Source organism: Salinicoccus jeotgali (assembly GCF_039538805.1).
Lineage (GTDB): Bacteria > Bacillota > Bacilli > Staphylococcales > Salinicoccaceae > Salinicoccus > Salinicoccus jeotgali.
In genome coordinates, this window is record NZ_BAABCK010000023.1 from 65282 (window position 1) to 79124 (window position 13843).

At 44.2% G+C, this 13843-nt stretch carries 19 protein-coding genes; all 19 read left to right on the forward strand.

Features of this window, described 5'->3' with window-relative positions; genetic code table 11:
• Positions 1-13 precede the first annotated feature (13 nt).
• Positions 14-193: a DUF2768 domain-containing protein gene (locus ABD734_RS07315; protein WP_344703098.1), complete on the forward strand. Its 180-nt coding sequence runs from the start codon at positions 14-16 to the stop codon at positions 191-193.
• Complete coding sequence (locus ABD734_RS07320; RefSeq protein ID WP_344702954.1) at positions 186-908, forward strand: hypothetical protein; 723 nt, start codon at positions 186-188, stop codon at positions 906-908. The genes ABD734_RS07315 and ABD734_RS07320 overlap by 8 nt, the downstream gene beginning before the upstream one ends.
• Positions 909-1027: 119 nt before the next feature.
• Positions 1028-1300, forward strand: a complete 273-nt coding sequence (locus tag ABD734_RS07325; protein WP_031544853.1) for an HU family DNA-binding protein — start codon at positions 1028-1030, stop codon at positions 1298-1300.
• A gap of 59 nt (positions 1301-1359) precedes the next feature.
• On the forward strand, positions 1360-1851 hold the full coding sequence (locus tag ABD734_RS07330) for a hypothetical protein (protein ID WP_344702957.1): 492 nt from the start codon (positions 1360-1362) through the stop codon (positions 1849-1851).
• A gap of 11 nt (positions 1852-1862) precedes the next feature.
• Positions 1863-2573, forward strand: coding sequence for a demethylmenaquinone methyltransferase (locus tag ABD734_RS07335; RefSeq protein ID WP_344702959.1), 711 nt, complete (start codon positions 1863-1865; stop codon positions 2571-2573).
• A 47-nt stretch (positions 2574-2620) separates the two neighbouring features.
• The gene (locus tag ABD734_RS07340) at positions 2621-3523 is read left to right on the forward strand and encodes a polyprenyl synthetase family protein (protein ID WP_344702961.1); all 903 of its coding nucleotides are present in this window, start codon (positions 2621-2623) and stop codon (positions 3521-3523) included.
• A 64-nt stretch (positions 3524-3587) separates the two neighbouring features.
• Positions 3588-4034: a nucleoside-diphosphate kinase gene (gene ndk, locus ABD734_RS07345; protein ID WP_344702963.1), complete on the forward strand. Its 447-nt coding sequence runs from the start codon at positions 3588-3590 to the stop codon at positions 4032-4034.
• 72 nt (positions 4035-4106) lie between these two features.
• The gene (aroC, locus tag ABD734_RS07350) at positions 4107-5273 is read left to right on the forward strand and encodes a chorismate synthase (RefSeq protein ID WP_344702965.1); all 1167 of its coding nucleotides are present in this window, start codon (positions 4107-4109) and stop codon (positions 5271-5273) included.
• Complete coding sequence (gene aroB / locus ABD734_RS07355; protein WP_344702967.1) at positions 5274-6323, forward strand: 3-dehydroquinate synthase; 1050 nt, start codon at positions 5274-5276, stop codon at positions 6321-6323. It abuts the gene before it with no gap.
• A complete protein-coding gene (gene aroA, locus ABD734_RS07360; protein WP_344702969.1) occupies positions 6320-7606 on the forward strand; it encodes a 3-phosphoshikimate 1-carboxyvinyltransferase in 1287 nt (428 codons plus the stop codon). Before aroB ends, aroA begins: the two co-directional genes overlap by 4 nt.
• A 3-nt stretch (positions 7607-7609) precedes the next feature.
• Entirely contained in the window at positions 7610-8881 is a 1272-nt protein-coding gene (locus tag ABD734_RS07365) for a tetratricopeptide repeat protein (RefSeq protein WP_344702971.1), read from the forward strand.
• Complete coding sequence (locus ABD734_RS07370) at positions 8859-9329, forward strand: YpiB family protein (protein WP_344702973.1); 471 nt, start codon at positions 8859-8861, stop codon at positions 9327-9329. The genes ABD734_RS07365 and ABD734_RS07370 overlap by 23 nt, the downstream gene beginning before the upstream one ends.
• Positions 9330-9340: 11 nt before the next feature.
• Positions 9341-9775 carry a DUF2487 family protein gene (locus tag ABD734_RS07375; RefSeq protein WP_344702975.1) on the forward strand — a complete coding sequence of 145 codons (435 nt, stop codon included), beginning with the start codon at positions 9341-9343 and terminating at the stop codon, positions 9773-9775.
• 140 nt (positions 9776-9915) lie between these two features.
• Entirely contained in the window at positions 9916-10419 is a 504-nt protein-coding gene (locus ABD734_RS07380) for a Rieske (2Fe-2S) protein (RefSeq protein WP_344702976.1), read from the forward strand.
• 16 nt (positions 10420-10435) lie between these two features.
• Complete coding sequence (qcrB, locus tag ABD734_RS07385; protein ID WP_344702978.1) at positions 10436-11110, forward strand: menaquinol-cytochrome c reductase cytochrome b subunit; 675 nt, start codon at positions 10436-10438, stop codon at positions 11108-11110.
• A 22-nt stretch (positions 11111-11132) separates the two neighbouring features.
• A complete protein-coding gene (locus ABD734_RS07390) occupies positions 11133-11906 on the forward strand; it encodes a menaquinol-cytochrome c reductase cytochrome b/c subunit (protein WP_344702980.1) in 774 nt (257 codons plus the stop codon).
• Positions 11907-11988: 82 nt separating this feature from the next.
• Positions 11989-12564 carry a DUF1405 domain-containing protein gene (locus tag ABD734_RS07395; protein ID WP_344702982.1) on the forward strand — a complete coding sequence of 192 codons (576 nt, stop codon included), beginning with the start codon at positions 11989-11991 and terminating at the stop codon, positions 12562-12564.
• Between the two features lie 42 nt (positions 12565-12606).
• Positions 12607-13323, forward strand: a complete 717-nt coding sequence (locus ABD734_RS07400; RefSeq protein WP_344702984.1) for a zinc metallopeptidase — start codon at positions 12607-12609, stop codon at positions 13321-13323.
• 140 nt (positions 13324-13463) lie between these two features.
• A complete protein-coding gene (locus ABD734_RS07405) occupies positions 13464-13841 on the forward strand; it encodes a methylglyoxal synthase (RefSeq protein WP_344702986.1) in 378 nt (125 codons plus the stop codon).
• Positions 13842-13843 lie beyond the last annotated feature (2 nt).

The window sequence follows — 13843 nt, forward strand, 5'->3', positions numbered from 1 at the left end:
AAGAATGGATCTTATGTGGATATCTTTCTATTCAATAGGTGCGATGGCCCTGGCGGCTGTCCTCATTTATTTAGCGAGGTATAAAATGAATCAAGGGATTTTCAGTTTCATCATCTCAATGATTGCATGGGCCCTTCTGATCATTGCATTTCTGTTGATGATTCCTGTACTGGGGGGTAGTACCCATGCATAGATGGAGATTGATGGTGATGATCATCATCAGTACCATACTCATGGCCGGTTGCCTTTATCCGGAATCCGAAAAGGCAGAGCGCCAAATGCCTGATGAAGCACAGATCCAGATGGTACAGAACGCAGTGGATCTATTCAGTCAGGATTCCGGAGGACTTTTGCCCATTAAAACTAAAGAAGGTCAGCGCGAATACTTGGAATACCAAATCGACTTTGAGAAACTCGTTCCGGATTATTTGGAGAAAAGACCGGAAAATTCCTATGAAATGGGTGGACACTATCAATATGTCGTCATCGACGCTGAAGATGACCCGAAAGTTAAGCTTGCCGACCTGAGAATCACCGAGGAAGTACGTTCTCTACGTCTGCGGTTAAATGCAATGGGAGAACATGTTGAACTGGATGAACAGATTGGTCCGAATGTATACCCACTCGATTTGAAATTCTACAACTTGGAATCAAACCCTACGATAAAAAGCCCTTATACTGGAGCGGCATTGAATGTTTACTATAACGGTGGGGAGGAATTCATTGTAGACTACAGGGAGGACGTCGGAAAGATAATCAAGGAGAATGATCTCTCTTTTGAAACCGGAGAAGATGTACGCAGTGTATTGTACGAATACACACCCATAGTTCCGGTCTATTCCCCAGAAATCACAGTTGATGAGAATAATAACCCAATCTTCATGACAAACCGGTCAAAAGGTGATTAATACGCCTTTTTTTGGCCATAAAACTTCCAAATGCGTTGCAGTGCCCCAGTCACTGTGTTAAAGTCAAAACATAATGATAATGAGCATTATCATTATAGTTATATAAGGAGGTGGACCTAATGAACAAAACAGATTTAATCAATGCTGTCAGTGATCAGGCTGACTTGACTAAAAAAGAAGCAGGTGCTGCTGTAGATGCAGTATTTGACACTATTCAGGAATCACTTAAAAATGGTGAGAAAGTACAACTGATTGGTTTCGGTAACTTCGAAGTACGTGAACGTTCTGCAAGAAAAGGACGCAATCCACAATCTGGAGAAGAGATTGAAATCGCAGCATCGAAAGTTCCAGCTTTTAAAGCAGGTAAAGCACTCAAAGATGCAGTAAAATAATTAATCATTTTAGGCCTAACATATGGTTAGGTCTATTAATTTATAAGGTGATATTTTTCATGGATGCTCTAAGAAAAGAACTCATATCAGACCTCGGTTACCATTCACATATACTTGATATACATAATGATCCTTTCTTCGATTTCTTTTCAGATAATGCTCATACTTTCCGAAACCCCCATGTGAATCAAGCGGTCCTCTTCTTTAATACTGCTCTCAATTTTCTGGACACACCATCTGACGACAGTAGGGAACTTGGTGTGCTCGTAGGAGACTATCTCTTCAGTAAATTTTATTTGAAGCTCGCTGAGCATGAGGAATATGAAGTGCTCCATGATATGATGAACATGTCGAAGTCTTTGAGTTCTACAAAGTCAGAAGTGGCGCTCAAGGAGTCCAGCCCTCAACTTGAAGAGCTTAAATGGCTCCTGTATGGTCCGATGCTGTACTTGATCAAGCATGGCTATGCGGATGATTCACTCAATGATGTCATTGATGAACAGATTGAAAATCTGGACATCACTTCATTGCCATACATAAATCATAAGTAAAGGTGAGGTCAATGGATAAAGAGAAAAAAGTACAAAACATATTCAACACCATCTCAGGCGACTATGACAGGATGAACGATATCATCAGCTTCAACCAACATAATATCTGGCGCAATCGCACAATGAAAGAAATGTTCGTTAAAAATGACCACCGGGTGCTCGATGTCTGCTGTGGCACCGGCGATTGGACCATACAGCTTTCTGAAGTGGCCCCAGGTGCCCAGATTACCGGCTTGGATTTCAGCGAAAAAATGCTTGAAGTTGCTGCGCAAAAAGTTGAAGGGTATGAAAATATAGAATTGATCCAAGGCAATGCCATGTCACTGCCTTTCGATGACGATTCTTTCGATTACATCACCATCGGTTTCGGTCTGAGAAATCTGCCTGACTACTATAAAGCAATCACGGAATTTTATCGCGTACTCAAACCTGGCGGCAAATTGGTGATACTAGAGACATCCAATCCTGAAAATTATCTCATCAACAAAGGCTTCAACCTATATTTCGGTAAGGTGATGCCAGTATTGGGCGGAATTATTGCAAATCGTACTAAGGAATATGAATGGCTTTACGAATCGACAAGCACCTTCCTTACAAAGGACGAACTAAAAGCATTGATGGCTGAGAACGGTTTTGTAAATATAAAAGTTATCAGGCACACTTTGGGCACAGCAGCTACCCATATCGGATATAAGCCCATCGAATGGACGGGGTCGCTGTGAAAACAGTTAAAGAGTACCTTTCCTCAGATTTCGAGGAGATAAATGCATTGATTAAAAAAAGCCTGGCTCCAAGTGATGTGCTTGTCAATAATAAGAGTTATGAGCTTTTTATGTCGGGCGGAAAAAAAATTAGGCCCACGTTCACACTTCTCGCAGGAAAGCTTGGCGATCCGGGTAAATTTGGAGATGTGCTAAAAGCGGGTGCTAGTCTGGAACTCATCCATATGGCCAGTCTGGTGCATGATGACATCATCGACAACAGCAAAATGCGCAGAGGCAAAACGACGGTGTACTATGAACATGGTTATCTTCAGGCCATAAATACGGGTAACTATCTGCTGTCCACTTCAATCTCGCTCGTCAGCACGATAAAACATAAAGAATTGCATAGATCTTTTTCCGAAACGATAAGAGACCTGGTCGATGGAGAACTATTTCAGCTTGACCAGCAGTTCAATGCGCAACAGACGCTTGATGACTATTATCGAAAAATATACCGAAAAACTGCACTTCTCATCGAACTCAGCATCAAAATGGGCGGATATGCTTCTGGCTTATCTTCTTACACACTCAATCATCTGATCGAATACGGTTATCATATAGGGATGAGCTTCCAGATTATAGATGACTGCCTCGATTTCACGGGGGATGAAAAGAATCTGGGGAAACCGAAGTTTTCGGATATGGAGAATGGCCATTATACACTGCCCGTCCTTTTGCATCGGAATCGTGATGCCTCTTTCAGGGATAGGCTTGAAGCATTCAGTAAGGATGGAAAGCACCTTGAAGATTTGATAGAAACGCTACTTGCCTCAGACGCAATTGAACAATCCTTGTCAATCAGCTCCCAACATATTGAGAAAGCCCGGGAAGCCATAAGAGATATTGACTCCCCAATCAAGGAATATTTGATGGAAATAGCAGAAAAGCTTGCGAATCGTCCAAATTGAATTGAAATAACAAAAATAATAGTGTTAAAATGATGAAGAATAGAAAAAAAGGAGTTTTTGAATAATGGAAAAGACATTTCTAATGATCAAACCTGACGGGGTACAAAGAAATCTTATCGGTACCATCGTCGAACGCCTCGAAAACAAAGGTTTTAAAATTGCTGGTGCTAAATTGATGCATGTATCTGAAGATCTTGCGAAGACACACTATCAGGAGCATGCAGATAAACCATTCTTTGGAGAGTTGGTGGACTTCATCACTTCAGGTCCAGTTTTCGCCATGGTACTCGAAGGTGAGAATGTAATCGATACTGCTCGCCTTGTGGTAGGCTCCACAAACCCTCAACAAGCAGCACCGGGCACAATCCGTGGAGATTTCGGCCTTACAGTCGGCAAAAACATCATCCACGGTTCTGACTCAAAAGAGAGTGCAGAACGAGAAATTTCTCTATTCTTCAACGACAGTGAAGTATTGGATTACAACTTGTCCAACACTGACTGGATCTACTAGTAGATCTTAATACAAGCTGGGTAATCTACTCAGCTTTTTTTAGTATAAAAAATTAAATGGGAGGCTATTTACATGAGATTTTTAACAGCAGGGGAGTCGCACGGCCCAAAATTATCCGCAATAGTTGAGGGTTTTCCATCCAATCTTCCGATTGATAAGGAGAGGATGACGCAAGAATTGCTCAAACGTCAGGGTGGTTACGGCAGGGGACGTCGCATGCAGATCGAAAAGGATACCTTCCAGTTCGGAAGTGGCATCAGACACGGCAAAACACTCGGCAGCCCGATAATGATTGAAATCATCAATGATGACTTCAAACACTGGAGTAAAATCATGGGAAGTGAGCCTCTCACTCCAGAAGAACAGGAATCGCTGAGGCGTGTCATCACCAAACCGCGTCCCGGTCATGCAGATCTGGTTGGCGGGATGAAATACAATGTACGGGACCTCCGCAATATACTTGAGCGGTCTTCCGCCAGGGAAACTGCTGCACGTGTAGCGGTAGGCGCGTTGAGTAAGGAACTGCTGCATGCACTCGATATCCGCATCTACAGCCGCGTCAATCAGATCGGCAGCGTCGAGGATTCAGGCGACTACAGTATGGAAGAGCGCCGCGACCGTCCAGCCGAATCATCAGTCCGCATGGTGTCAGAAGAGAAGACCAAGGAAGCGGAAACTCTGATAGACGAAACAAAAAAACAAGGGAACTCGATCGGCGGTATAGTGGAAGTCATTGTTGAAAATCCACTTCCTGGGCTTGGGAGTCATGTCCATTATGATCGTAAACTCGATGGCAAGATTGCAGGCAGCATCATCAGCATAAATGCCTTCAAAGGTGTAGAATTCGGCATCGGCTTCAGGGCAGGGTCCACTCCAGGTTCTGAAGTCCAGGATGAGATCCTCTATACCGAGGAAAGAGGGTACCATAGACGCACCAACAACCTCGGCGGTTTTGAAGGCGGCATGACAACAGGAATGCCGATTATCGTAAAAGCTGTAATGAAGCCTATTCCAACATTATACAAGCCTCTATTCAGTGTAGACATCAACACTAAGGAACCATTCAAAGCAACGATAGAACGTAGTGACGCTTGTGCAGTTCCTGCTGCATCTGTAGTGTGTGAACATATGGTGGCCATTGAAATGGCACGCGCTGTGCTCGAGAAATTCCCTCATGATGACTTCAGCGAACTCCTCGCTGCTGTAGAACGATACAAGGAAAGAACAAAGGAGTACTAGATGGATATAGAGACCACCTATAATGACAACAACTATACGATTCATATAGGCTGGGGGATATTGGAAGAGAAACTTTTGAAGTACACGGCGCACTATGGAACAATCCACACATTGGTGGACCAGAGCGTCTACACCCTCTACTCCAGCACCATTGATGCTTTGGTCTACCAACCCATTATATTGGAAGGTGGCGAAAAATCCAAAAACTTCCAATCCTATGCCCATGTTATGGAAACACTCCTCTCTAAAGGCATCCACAGAAATGATCTGATCATTGTGATTGGCGGCGGTGCTTCTGGTGACGTTGGTGGTTTTATTGCATCTACTGTATTGAGGGGCGTAGACTATATCCAGATACCGACAACGCTTTTGGCACATGATTCATCAATAGGCGGAAAGACTGCTATAAACAGTGCCCACGGCAAAAACTTAATTGGTACATTCTATAGGCCTCAAGCAGTCATATATGATTTGAGTTTCCTGAAGACATTACCCCAGGAAGAACTGAGAAGCGGATTTGGGGAAGTCTTCAAGCATGCATTGCTCGACGGAGAGGACACTGTTCATTCATTGATGTCAAAAACCACCGAAAACATCCAGTTAGAGAGTCTGGAACCGTATATCATAAGTGGTATAAGAACGAAGATGCGGCATGTCACACAGGACGAAAAAGAGGCAGGTATAAGAAGATACCTTAATCTTGGACATACATTCGGCCATGCAATAGAATACAATGACAAGCTACCCCATGGCGTAGCGGTGGTACTTGGCCTCTACATCATGATGCATGTGTCAAATTCAAACTCAAACGCTCAAGTGTTTGAGCTATCGTCCTATTACAGGTACTTCAAACGGCTCGGTTATCCGATGGATACTCTAAAGCATATGGATGTCGAAAAGCTGATCGCCCTTATGTCGAAGGACAAGAAAAATCAGGATGACACGAGCATCGGTTTCATCTTAATGACGGAGATAGGGGTATGCCACTATCAACAAATCGCAAAGGAGCACCTGATCCAGCTTCTTGAAGAGTTAAAGGAGACATTATGAAAACATTGATGAACAGCCGGTTTTACGGCACCCTGAAAGTTCCAGGCGACAAATCGATCACCCATAGAAGCCTTATGTTCGCTTCATTGGCGAAGGGGACCTCTCATGTGAAAGACCCCCTCCTCAGCGAAGACACATATGCTACGAAAGCATGTATGGAGTCTCTGGGCGTCGAAATAGTGACTGAGGCCGAAGGGTGGAGAGTCGATTCTCCAGGAAGAAAGCACCTCCACTCCCCTAGTGCACCATTATATGCCGGTAATTCCGGAACTACCGCCAGGTTGTTGACTGGAATGATTGCCGGAATTGGACTGGAAGCTGAAATAATAGGGGATGCCTCCATATCGAAGCGCCCGATGGACCGCATTAAAGAACCCCTTGAACAGATGGGCGCACGCATTGCCCTGAAGAATGACAAATATCCTCCAATCGAGATAAGCAAGGCTGGGCTGTCACCCATCTCATATACTATGCCGGTCGCAAGTGCACAAGTTAAAAGTGCACTGCTTCTTGCGGGATTGTTTGTTGAGGGCAAAAGCGTCATAACCGAACCCTCGCCGTCCAGGAACCACAGTGAGCTCATGTTGGAGGAATTTGGGGCCGACATCTCGGTTGATGACCAAGTAATCACATTGGATGGTGGTAAAGAGTTGAGCCCTGCCGATGTAGTAGTACCTGGAGATATATCTTCGGCGGCGTTCCTACTGGTGTTGGCAATTCTCAAACCAGGTTCCGACATCACCATCGAGAACGTTTCCCTCAATGAAACACGTTCTGGCATTATAGATGTGTTGGAGATGATGGAAGCTGACATCACCGTTGAACCCACTTCGATGACAGGTGAACCCATTGGAAACATCCGCGCTATCTATACCCCCAAATTGAAAGGCTTTGAAATCTCAGGAGCACTCATCCCAAGATTAATTGATGAAATTCCGATCCTGACACTACTGACCGCCCATAGTGATGGACCATGCACGGTAAGGGATGCTGTAGAGCTCAGATATAAAGAGACAGATCGGATTCGCGCCGTCATCGATGAGTTATCAAAATTCGGATTCGAATTTACGGAATACAATGATGGATTTACAGTTTCCCTAGAAAAAATTCACCTGGCTGAGGGAGTGTCCATGAGAGGATATGACGACCATCGGATCATCATGATGCTGATTGTGTTGGGAATCGTGATGGACCAACCACTTGATATAGATGATATGACGGCCATAGATATTTCCTATCCGGATTTTATGGCAGACCTCGAGGCGTTAAGAAAGGATGCATAGCATATGCAAAATCAGATTTATGAAGTAGTTGACCTTTTGAGGAAAGGGGAACACCCGGAATCAAAATTGAATGAGGTATTGGCTGAAGTTCCCAAGCTGACGGAAGAGGAAGACCTGGAAGCCTTATTCATACTTGGCGATGCCCTCATGTCATTAGGTCTCCATAAAGAAGGGGAGACCGTATTCACCCATTTGAACGCGCATGTTGGGCATGATGATGAAGTGTTGTCTTACCTTATAGACATCATGATAACTGACGGCCGACTGGATGAGGCTTTGAGCTTGGTGAACAGCGCTGAGAAGACGCCTGCTATCCTTATATTGAAAGCTGAAATATTCCAGCAGCTCAACATGAATGACGTAGCCGTCAAATCGCTTCACGAAGCTAAAATGCTTTCTGATGACCCGATACTGGATTTCGGTTTGGCAGAAATCCACTATCAGGATGGACAATTCCCGGAAGCGATCCGCTTCTATGAAATGCTCACCGCAAATGATATCAATGAAGTGAATGGTATCGAACTTAATCTACGCTTGGCAGAACTTCATATGAATCAACTTGAGCTCGAGTCCGCCAAAGACTATTTTGAGGCTGTAGACGAGTCCAAATACACCAATGACGACCTTTACCGCAAGGCATTGCTCAACTATCAGCTCCAATCATATGAATCTGCCAAACAACTACTCGGTAAGGTCATCGAGAACGAACCTTACTTCGTCAACTCCTATATTCTACTGATGAACATATATGAAACGGAACATGATCTCGAAGCGGCTAAAGATCTGCTTAAAAGATATATTCTGGAAGATGATACGGATGCGCTCTTCTTCTTCCATTTGGGCCGTCTGCATTTCAGGAGTGGAGAGTCTGACGAAGCTATCACAAACTTCAGTCGTGCAATAGCACTCGATGAAGATTATGATGATGCCTACCTGATGCTTTTTGAAACCTTATTGAAATCATCAAGGACAGATGAAATAGGGGCCTATACCTCGCATCTCGATATCCATGCGTTGTCTGGAGAAAGTCTGTATCTGTTGGCCAAGATCCAACAGGAAAATGAAAATGACGATGATGCTTTATCGCTATATCAGGAAGCCGCAATGCTCATCGGAGACTCGCTGGAATTCTACACGGATTATTATGGTTACCTGACAGAGATCAGGCATCCTTCAAGAATGGAAGTATTGGATAAACTCAGGTTGATTGAACCTGACAATGTCGAATGGCAGTTTGAAAAGGAGAGGTTGGATGACGAATACGATGAAATATAGAAAAGACTTCATTGACTATATTTTATATAATTATGATTTTGATGACCGTATTGCGGTATGGATCTTAAACTTCATCAAATCGCATCCAGATATCTCAAGTAACATCCACTTTCAAGATGACCAGGAGATAGAACGTCACCTTAAAGTCGCTTCATCAGGACAAGGTCCAACGCTCATGCTTGAGAAGGGGAATACGATCACTGTAGATGGTGAAGTAATATTCCATGAATTGAATATGAATCAGGACGAGCCTTTACTGCTTACTTTCAGGTTAGGATATGAGGATAACCGTTATGAACAAATAAAGGAACTTGAATCCTCTCTGGACGAAGAGTTGATGGCCCTCAGCCGTACTGCCGTGCTAAGTCAGATTGATGAGGCCCTAGACAGGAAAGACCACGACCGTTTCATAAAATTGACCGATTACTTGCAGAAAACAAACCGATAGGAGGGCACCTGATGCTTTATAACCATCAAGATCTCAATGTGCTCAAAGATGAAATTGAATTTGTGGATACGGCTGTCATTCCCTTTGCGTATGGGGATATGAACGAAGATCCTAAAATGCACGCAAGCGATATGGAAATGATGCAGATGATCACTGTTCATCTTGAGAAACAGTTCAAAGGCAGACTCTTCATCACACCTGCAGTCGTTACCGTCAATGGCATCACGGCTGTTGTAGAGGACTATTCTGAGCAGCTCCGCAACTATGGCTTCAAGAAAATCATCATTCTTTCCCATAATGTGCCTCAGGTAGAAGGAACACATGGCATACAATTGAACCACATCCCCTTGGAGGATATGTCTGCAGATATGAAGATGAGCCTCATCGATGATGAGGTCAAAGATACGATGAAACAAATCATTGCGGTATGGAACAATAAAAAATAGGTGTTTTTACACCATTATGCTTTAGGCCGTTGTCAAAACTTGATATACGTTATTGACCGGCCTCATCTAATAGGCTAAAATTGAACTGTCCTAGTTATATTAATATGTAAAAGAACGCGCGTTTGAGGGGGGAAATACGAATGTCGCAAAAAGTAACAAGACGCCAATTTCTGAACTATTCCCTGATGGGGGTCGGTTCATTCATGGCTGCCGGCATAATACTACCTATGGGAAGATTTGCCGTCGATCCATTGTTCCAAGGTGAAGCAGAAGGTGCTATGATCACAACGAGCATCAAAGTCGATGAGATCACTGAAGAGCCTACGAAGGTCGACTTTTCCTTTGAGCAGCAGGATGGCTGGTATAAGAGTGAAGTGACTGACTTCGCCTGGGTGTATAAGGACGGAGATAAGCTCATAGCGTTATCACCGGTATGTAAGCACCTCGGTTGTACAGTGACCTGGGCGGGTGATGATGCAAACCCGAATCGTTTCTTCTGTCCATGCCATAATGGACTTTACGAGAAAAATGGTAAGAATGTTCCGGGTACTCCTCCAAGAGGACCATTGGATCAGTATGAAGTCGGCAAGTCCGATGGTTTTATTACAATAGGCGAATTGAAGCCTAACGAACTGGTGAATTAATATAGGAGGGAATAATGTGCTTAATAGAATCTATGATTGGATAGACGATCGCATGGACATCACTCCTATATGGAGGGATGTCGCTGACCATGAAGTGCCGGAACACGTTAACCCTGCCTACCACTTCTCAGCATTCGTCTATTGTTTCGGCGGGTTAACATTCTTCATCACTGTTATTCAAATATTGTCGGGCATGTTCCTGACAATGTACTATGTCCCGGACATCGTCAATGCTTGGAATTCCGTCTACTATCTGCAACATGATGTTGCTGCAGGACTTATAGTAAGAGGGATGCACCACTGGGGCGCAAGTCTGGTCGTAGTGATGATATTCCTACATACGCTCAGGGTATTCTTTACCGGATCGTATAAAGCACCACGTGAACTCAACTGGGTCGTTGGTGTACTGCTGTTCCTCGTCATGCTTGGGCTGGCGTTCACAGGCTACCTGCTGCCATGGGATATGAAAGCATTGTTTGCCACAAAAGTAGGTTTGGAAATTGCAGAGAGTGTACCGTTCGTCGGTGAATGGATTAAGACGTTGCTTGCTGGTGATGAACAGATCATCGGTGCCCAGACATTGACACGTTTCTTTGCCATCCATGTATTCTTCCTGCCTGCTGCTCTATTTGTACTGATGGCTATCCACTTCATCATGATACGTAGACAAGGCATCTCAGGACCACTATAGGAATCAAGGGAGGTAAATTGATATGAAACGTGGAAAAGGGCTGACTTTTGTCGGCGATTCCAGAATACAAAAGTATGAAAAGCCAAAACTAAATCGCGACTATTCAGAATTTCCTGGTCGCACGGAAGAATTCTATCCTGATTTCCTTCTGAAAGAATGGGTGACTGGTTCGGTTTTCCTTATAGGGTTCCTATGTTTGACAGTGGCCGATCCTGCGCCGCTTGAGCGTATAGCAGATCCTACCGACACTGGTTATATACCGTTACCTGACTGGTATTTCCTGTTCCTTTATCAGATACTCAAATACTCATACGCATCCGGCCCGTTCAACATCATCGGCGCAATCGTCATTCCGGGGCTTGGTGTAGGTGCATTGCTTCTTGCACCATGGCTTGACAACAATAAAGAACGCCTCTGGTCAAAACGTCCAGTCGCTTCTGCAATGATGCTGATTTCTTTTGCGATTATTTTCTATACTACATGGGAATCAGTGGCATACCACGACTGGGAGACACAGAATCAGCAAGGGGAGATCGTATTCTCCAACTTGGATACTGAAGACCCTGTCTACCAGAACCTCATCAAAACGAACTGTACAAGTTGCCACGGCGGTGAGCTGACCGGTGCTTCAGGTCCAAACCTGGTTGAAGCCGATCTCGCTCCTGAAACTGTACAGGCATTCGTAGAGAACGGCTCAGGGGATATGCCAGCATTCAAAGATCAACTTTCAGACGATGAAATAAAGCAAATCTCAGAATTTGTAGCAAACCTTGAAGAAACTTCAGAAGACGAATAAGTTCTTCTGGGAGCGTCACGCTACAGATCGATAAGTCAAAAAGCCCTAGGAATAGGGCTTTTTTTAATAAGGGAATGTTTATATGTATAAGCTACTGGACCTAATGTACAACAGGGCTTTTTTATTGCTCCTGCTCATTTCAAATATACTCGGGACTTTGTATGGGTATTGGTGGTATAGGGGACAGTTGGGTTCAACCGAATGGTACTTCATGCCTTTCGTCCCGGATAGTCCGACGGCCACGCTTTTCCTATGCATAGTTATCGTGCTGATTCTCCTTGGCAAAAGATGGGGGCTGATGGATGCGCTTGCCTTTACCACGCTTATAAAATACGGCGTATGGGCAGTGGTGATGAACTTCCTGACTTTCATAGAAACAGGTTTTGTTTCGTGGATAGGACTTATGCTTATAGCAAGCCACAGCATAATGGCTATACAGGCGTTCCTATTCCTGCCACATCTTGAAATAAAACAAAGTCATTTCTATATCACTGCAATATGGCTGTTCCATAATGACGTGGTGGATTATGTCTATGATCAGTACCCCGTATATGGTAATCTCGTCCAATACCAGGATCATATCGGGTATTTTTCGTTCTGGCTGAGTGTGTTGGTGCTGGTGCTGCTACATCAACTGGTAGAAAGGCGTTCTGATTGACGGGATACTGAAATTTGAAGTAAAATAAAGTATGTAAAAATAATGGAGGTTGGAATACACGTGTATATCATTCTATATTTTGTAATCCTTATGGTTGTTCCAATGCTCGCACAAATGAATGTAAAATCCACATTCAATAAGTATTCCCGTGTGCGATCAACCAGCGGCCTGACAGGACGTGAAGTCGCAGAGGAAATTTTGAAGGAAAATGGCATCTACGACGTGTCCGTTGAAAGAGGCAAAGGATTTCTGAGCGACTACTACGATCCCAAGAATAAAAAACTAGTTCTATCCCCCCACAACTATGATACGCCTAGTGTTGCCGGAACCGCGGTAGCAGCGCACGAAGTGGGGCACGCAATCCAACATGCAACAGGATATGCTTTCCTGAACTTCCGCTCCGCACTGTTCCCACTCGCACAAATTGGCAGTAATTTCTCGTACTTCCTCATCATTGCAGGAATGCTCATCACCTATGCACAAAGCAATGCAGGTGGTGGACTGGGTGAAATGCTCCTATGGGGCGGTATCGCACTTATGGCTTTTGCAGTACTCTTCCAGGTGGTCACGCTACCGGTCGAATTCGATGCTTCAAAACGCGCCATGAACCAGATAGAGACTTTGAATATCGTCAATGAGAAGGAATACCGTCATGCCAAGAAGGTCTTGAATGCAGCGGCCATGACTTATGTCGCCGCGACTGCTGTCGCTGTGGCAGAACTGGTCCGGTTCATCCTCATTGCACGTGGAAGCAATTGATAGTTTTTCTGGAACCCTTTTGGAGGGTTCCTTTTTTATTTGTCTTGAACTCTGGTAAAATAATGATGATATGAAGTAAACTCGACAATATATACTCTTTTGAATATCGATCATTGAATGATCAGAAAAGGATGATGAACATGAAGATTGCATTGATTGCACATGATAAGAAAAAGGATGACCTCTTACGTTTTATGGACATCCACTTGGATTTCTTCAAAAATCAAGAGCTCTTTGCGACAGGGACTACCGGAGGACGCATCATTGAGCATACAGGTTTGCCGGTCAACCGCTGTAAATCCGGTCCCCTAGGGGGCGACCAGGAGATAGGTGCTATGGTCGCGAATAAAGCCATAGACTGTATCATCTTTTTCAGGGATCCACTCACTGCCCAACCGCACGAACCGGATGTTACCGCCCTGCTCAGGTTATCCGATGTCTATGACGTGCCTCTAGCAACCAATGAGGGCACTGCGGAAGCAGTCTTGTACCATCTGACACGCACGGAAAGGGAGTAACA

Bases quoted from the DNA above. Each gene is read 5' to 3' on its own strand.
- ABD734_RS07315 (WP_344703098.1), top strand. From the start codon at position 14: ATGTGGATATCTTTCTATTCAATAGGTGCGATGGCCCTGGCGGCTGTC.
- ABD734_RS07320 (WP_344702954.1), top strand. From the start codon at position 186: ATGCATAGATGGAGATTGATGGTGATGATCATCATCAGTACCATACTC.
- ABD734_RS07325 (WP_031544853.1), top strand. From the start codon at position 1,028: ATGAACAAAACAGATTTAATCAATGCTGTCAGTGATCAGGCTGACTTG.
- ABD734_RS07330 (WP_344702957.1), top strand. From the start codon at position 1,360: ATGGATGCTCTAAGAAAAGAACTCATATCAGACCTCGGTTACCATTCA.
- ABD734_RS07335 (WP_344702959.1), top strand. From the start codon at position 1,863: ATGGATAAAGAGAAAAAAGTACAAAACATATTCAACACCATCTCAGGC.
- ndk (WP_344702963.1), top strand. From the start codon at position 3,588: ATGGAAAAGACATTTCTAATGATCAAACCTGACGGGGTACAAAGAAAT.
- aroC (WP_344702965.1), top strand. From the start codon at position 4,107: ATGAGATTTTTAACAGCAGGGGAGTCGCACGGCCCAAAATTATCCGCA.
- aroB (WP_344702967.1), top strand. From the start codon at position 5,274: ATGGATATAGAGACCACCTATAATGACAACAACTATACGATTCATATA.
- aroA (WP_344702969.1), top strand. From the start codon at position 6,320: ATGAAAACATTGATGAACAGCCGGTTTTACGGCACCCTGAAAGTTCCA.
- ABD734_RS07365 (WP_344702971.1), top strand. From the start codon at position 7,610: ATGCAAAATCAGATTTATGAAGTAGTTGACCTTTTGAGGAAAGGGGAA.
- ABD734_RS07370 (WP_344702973.1), top strand. From the start codon at position 8,859: ATGACGAATACGATGAAATATAGAAAAGACTTCATTGACTATATTTTA.
- ABD734_RS07375 (WP_344702975.1), top strand. From the start codon at position 9,341: ATGCTTTATAACCATCAAGATCTCAATGTGCTCAAAGATGAAATTGAA.
- ABD734_RS07380 (WP_344702976.1), top strand. From the start codon at position 9,916: ATGTCGCAAAAAGTAACAAGACGCCAATTTCTGAACTATTCCCTGATG.
- ABD734_RS07390 (WP_344702980.1), top strand. From the start codon at position 11,133: ATGAAACGTGGAAAAGGGCTGACTTTTGTCGGCGATTCCAGAATACAA.
- ABD734_RS07395 (WP_344702982.1), top strand. From the start codon at position 11,989: ATGTATAAGCTACTGGACCTAATGTACAACAGGGCTTTTTTATTGCTC.
- ABD734_RS07400 (WP_344702984.1), top strand. From the start codon at position 12,607: ATGGAGGTTGGAATACACGTGTATATCATTCTATATTTTGTAATCCTT.
- ABD734_RS07405 (WP_344702986.1), top strand. From the start codon at position 13,464: ATGAAGATTGCATTGATTGCACATGATAAGAAAAAGGATGACCTCTTA.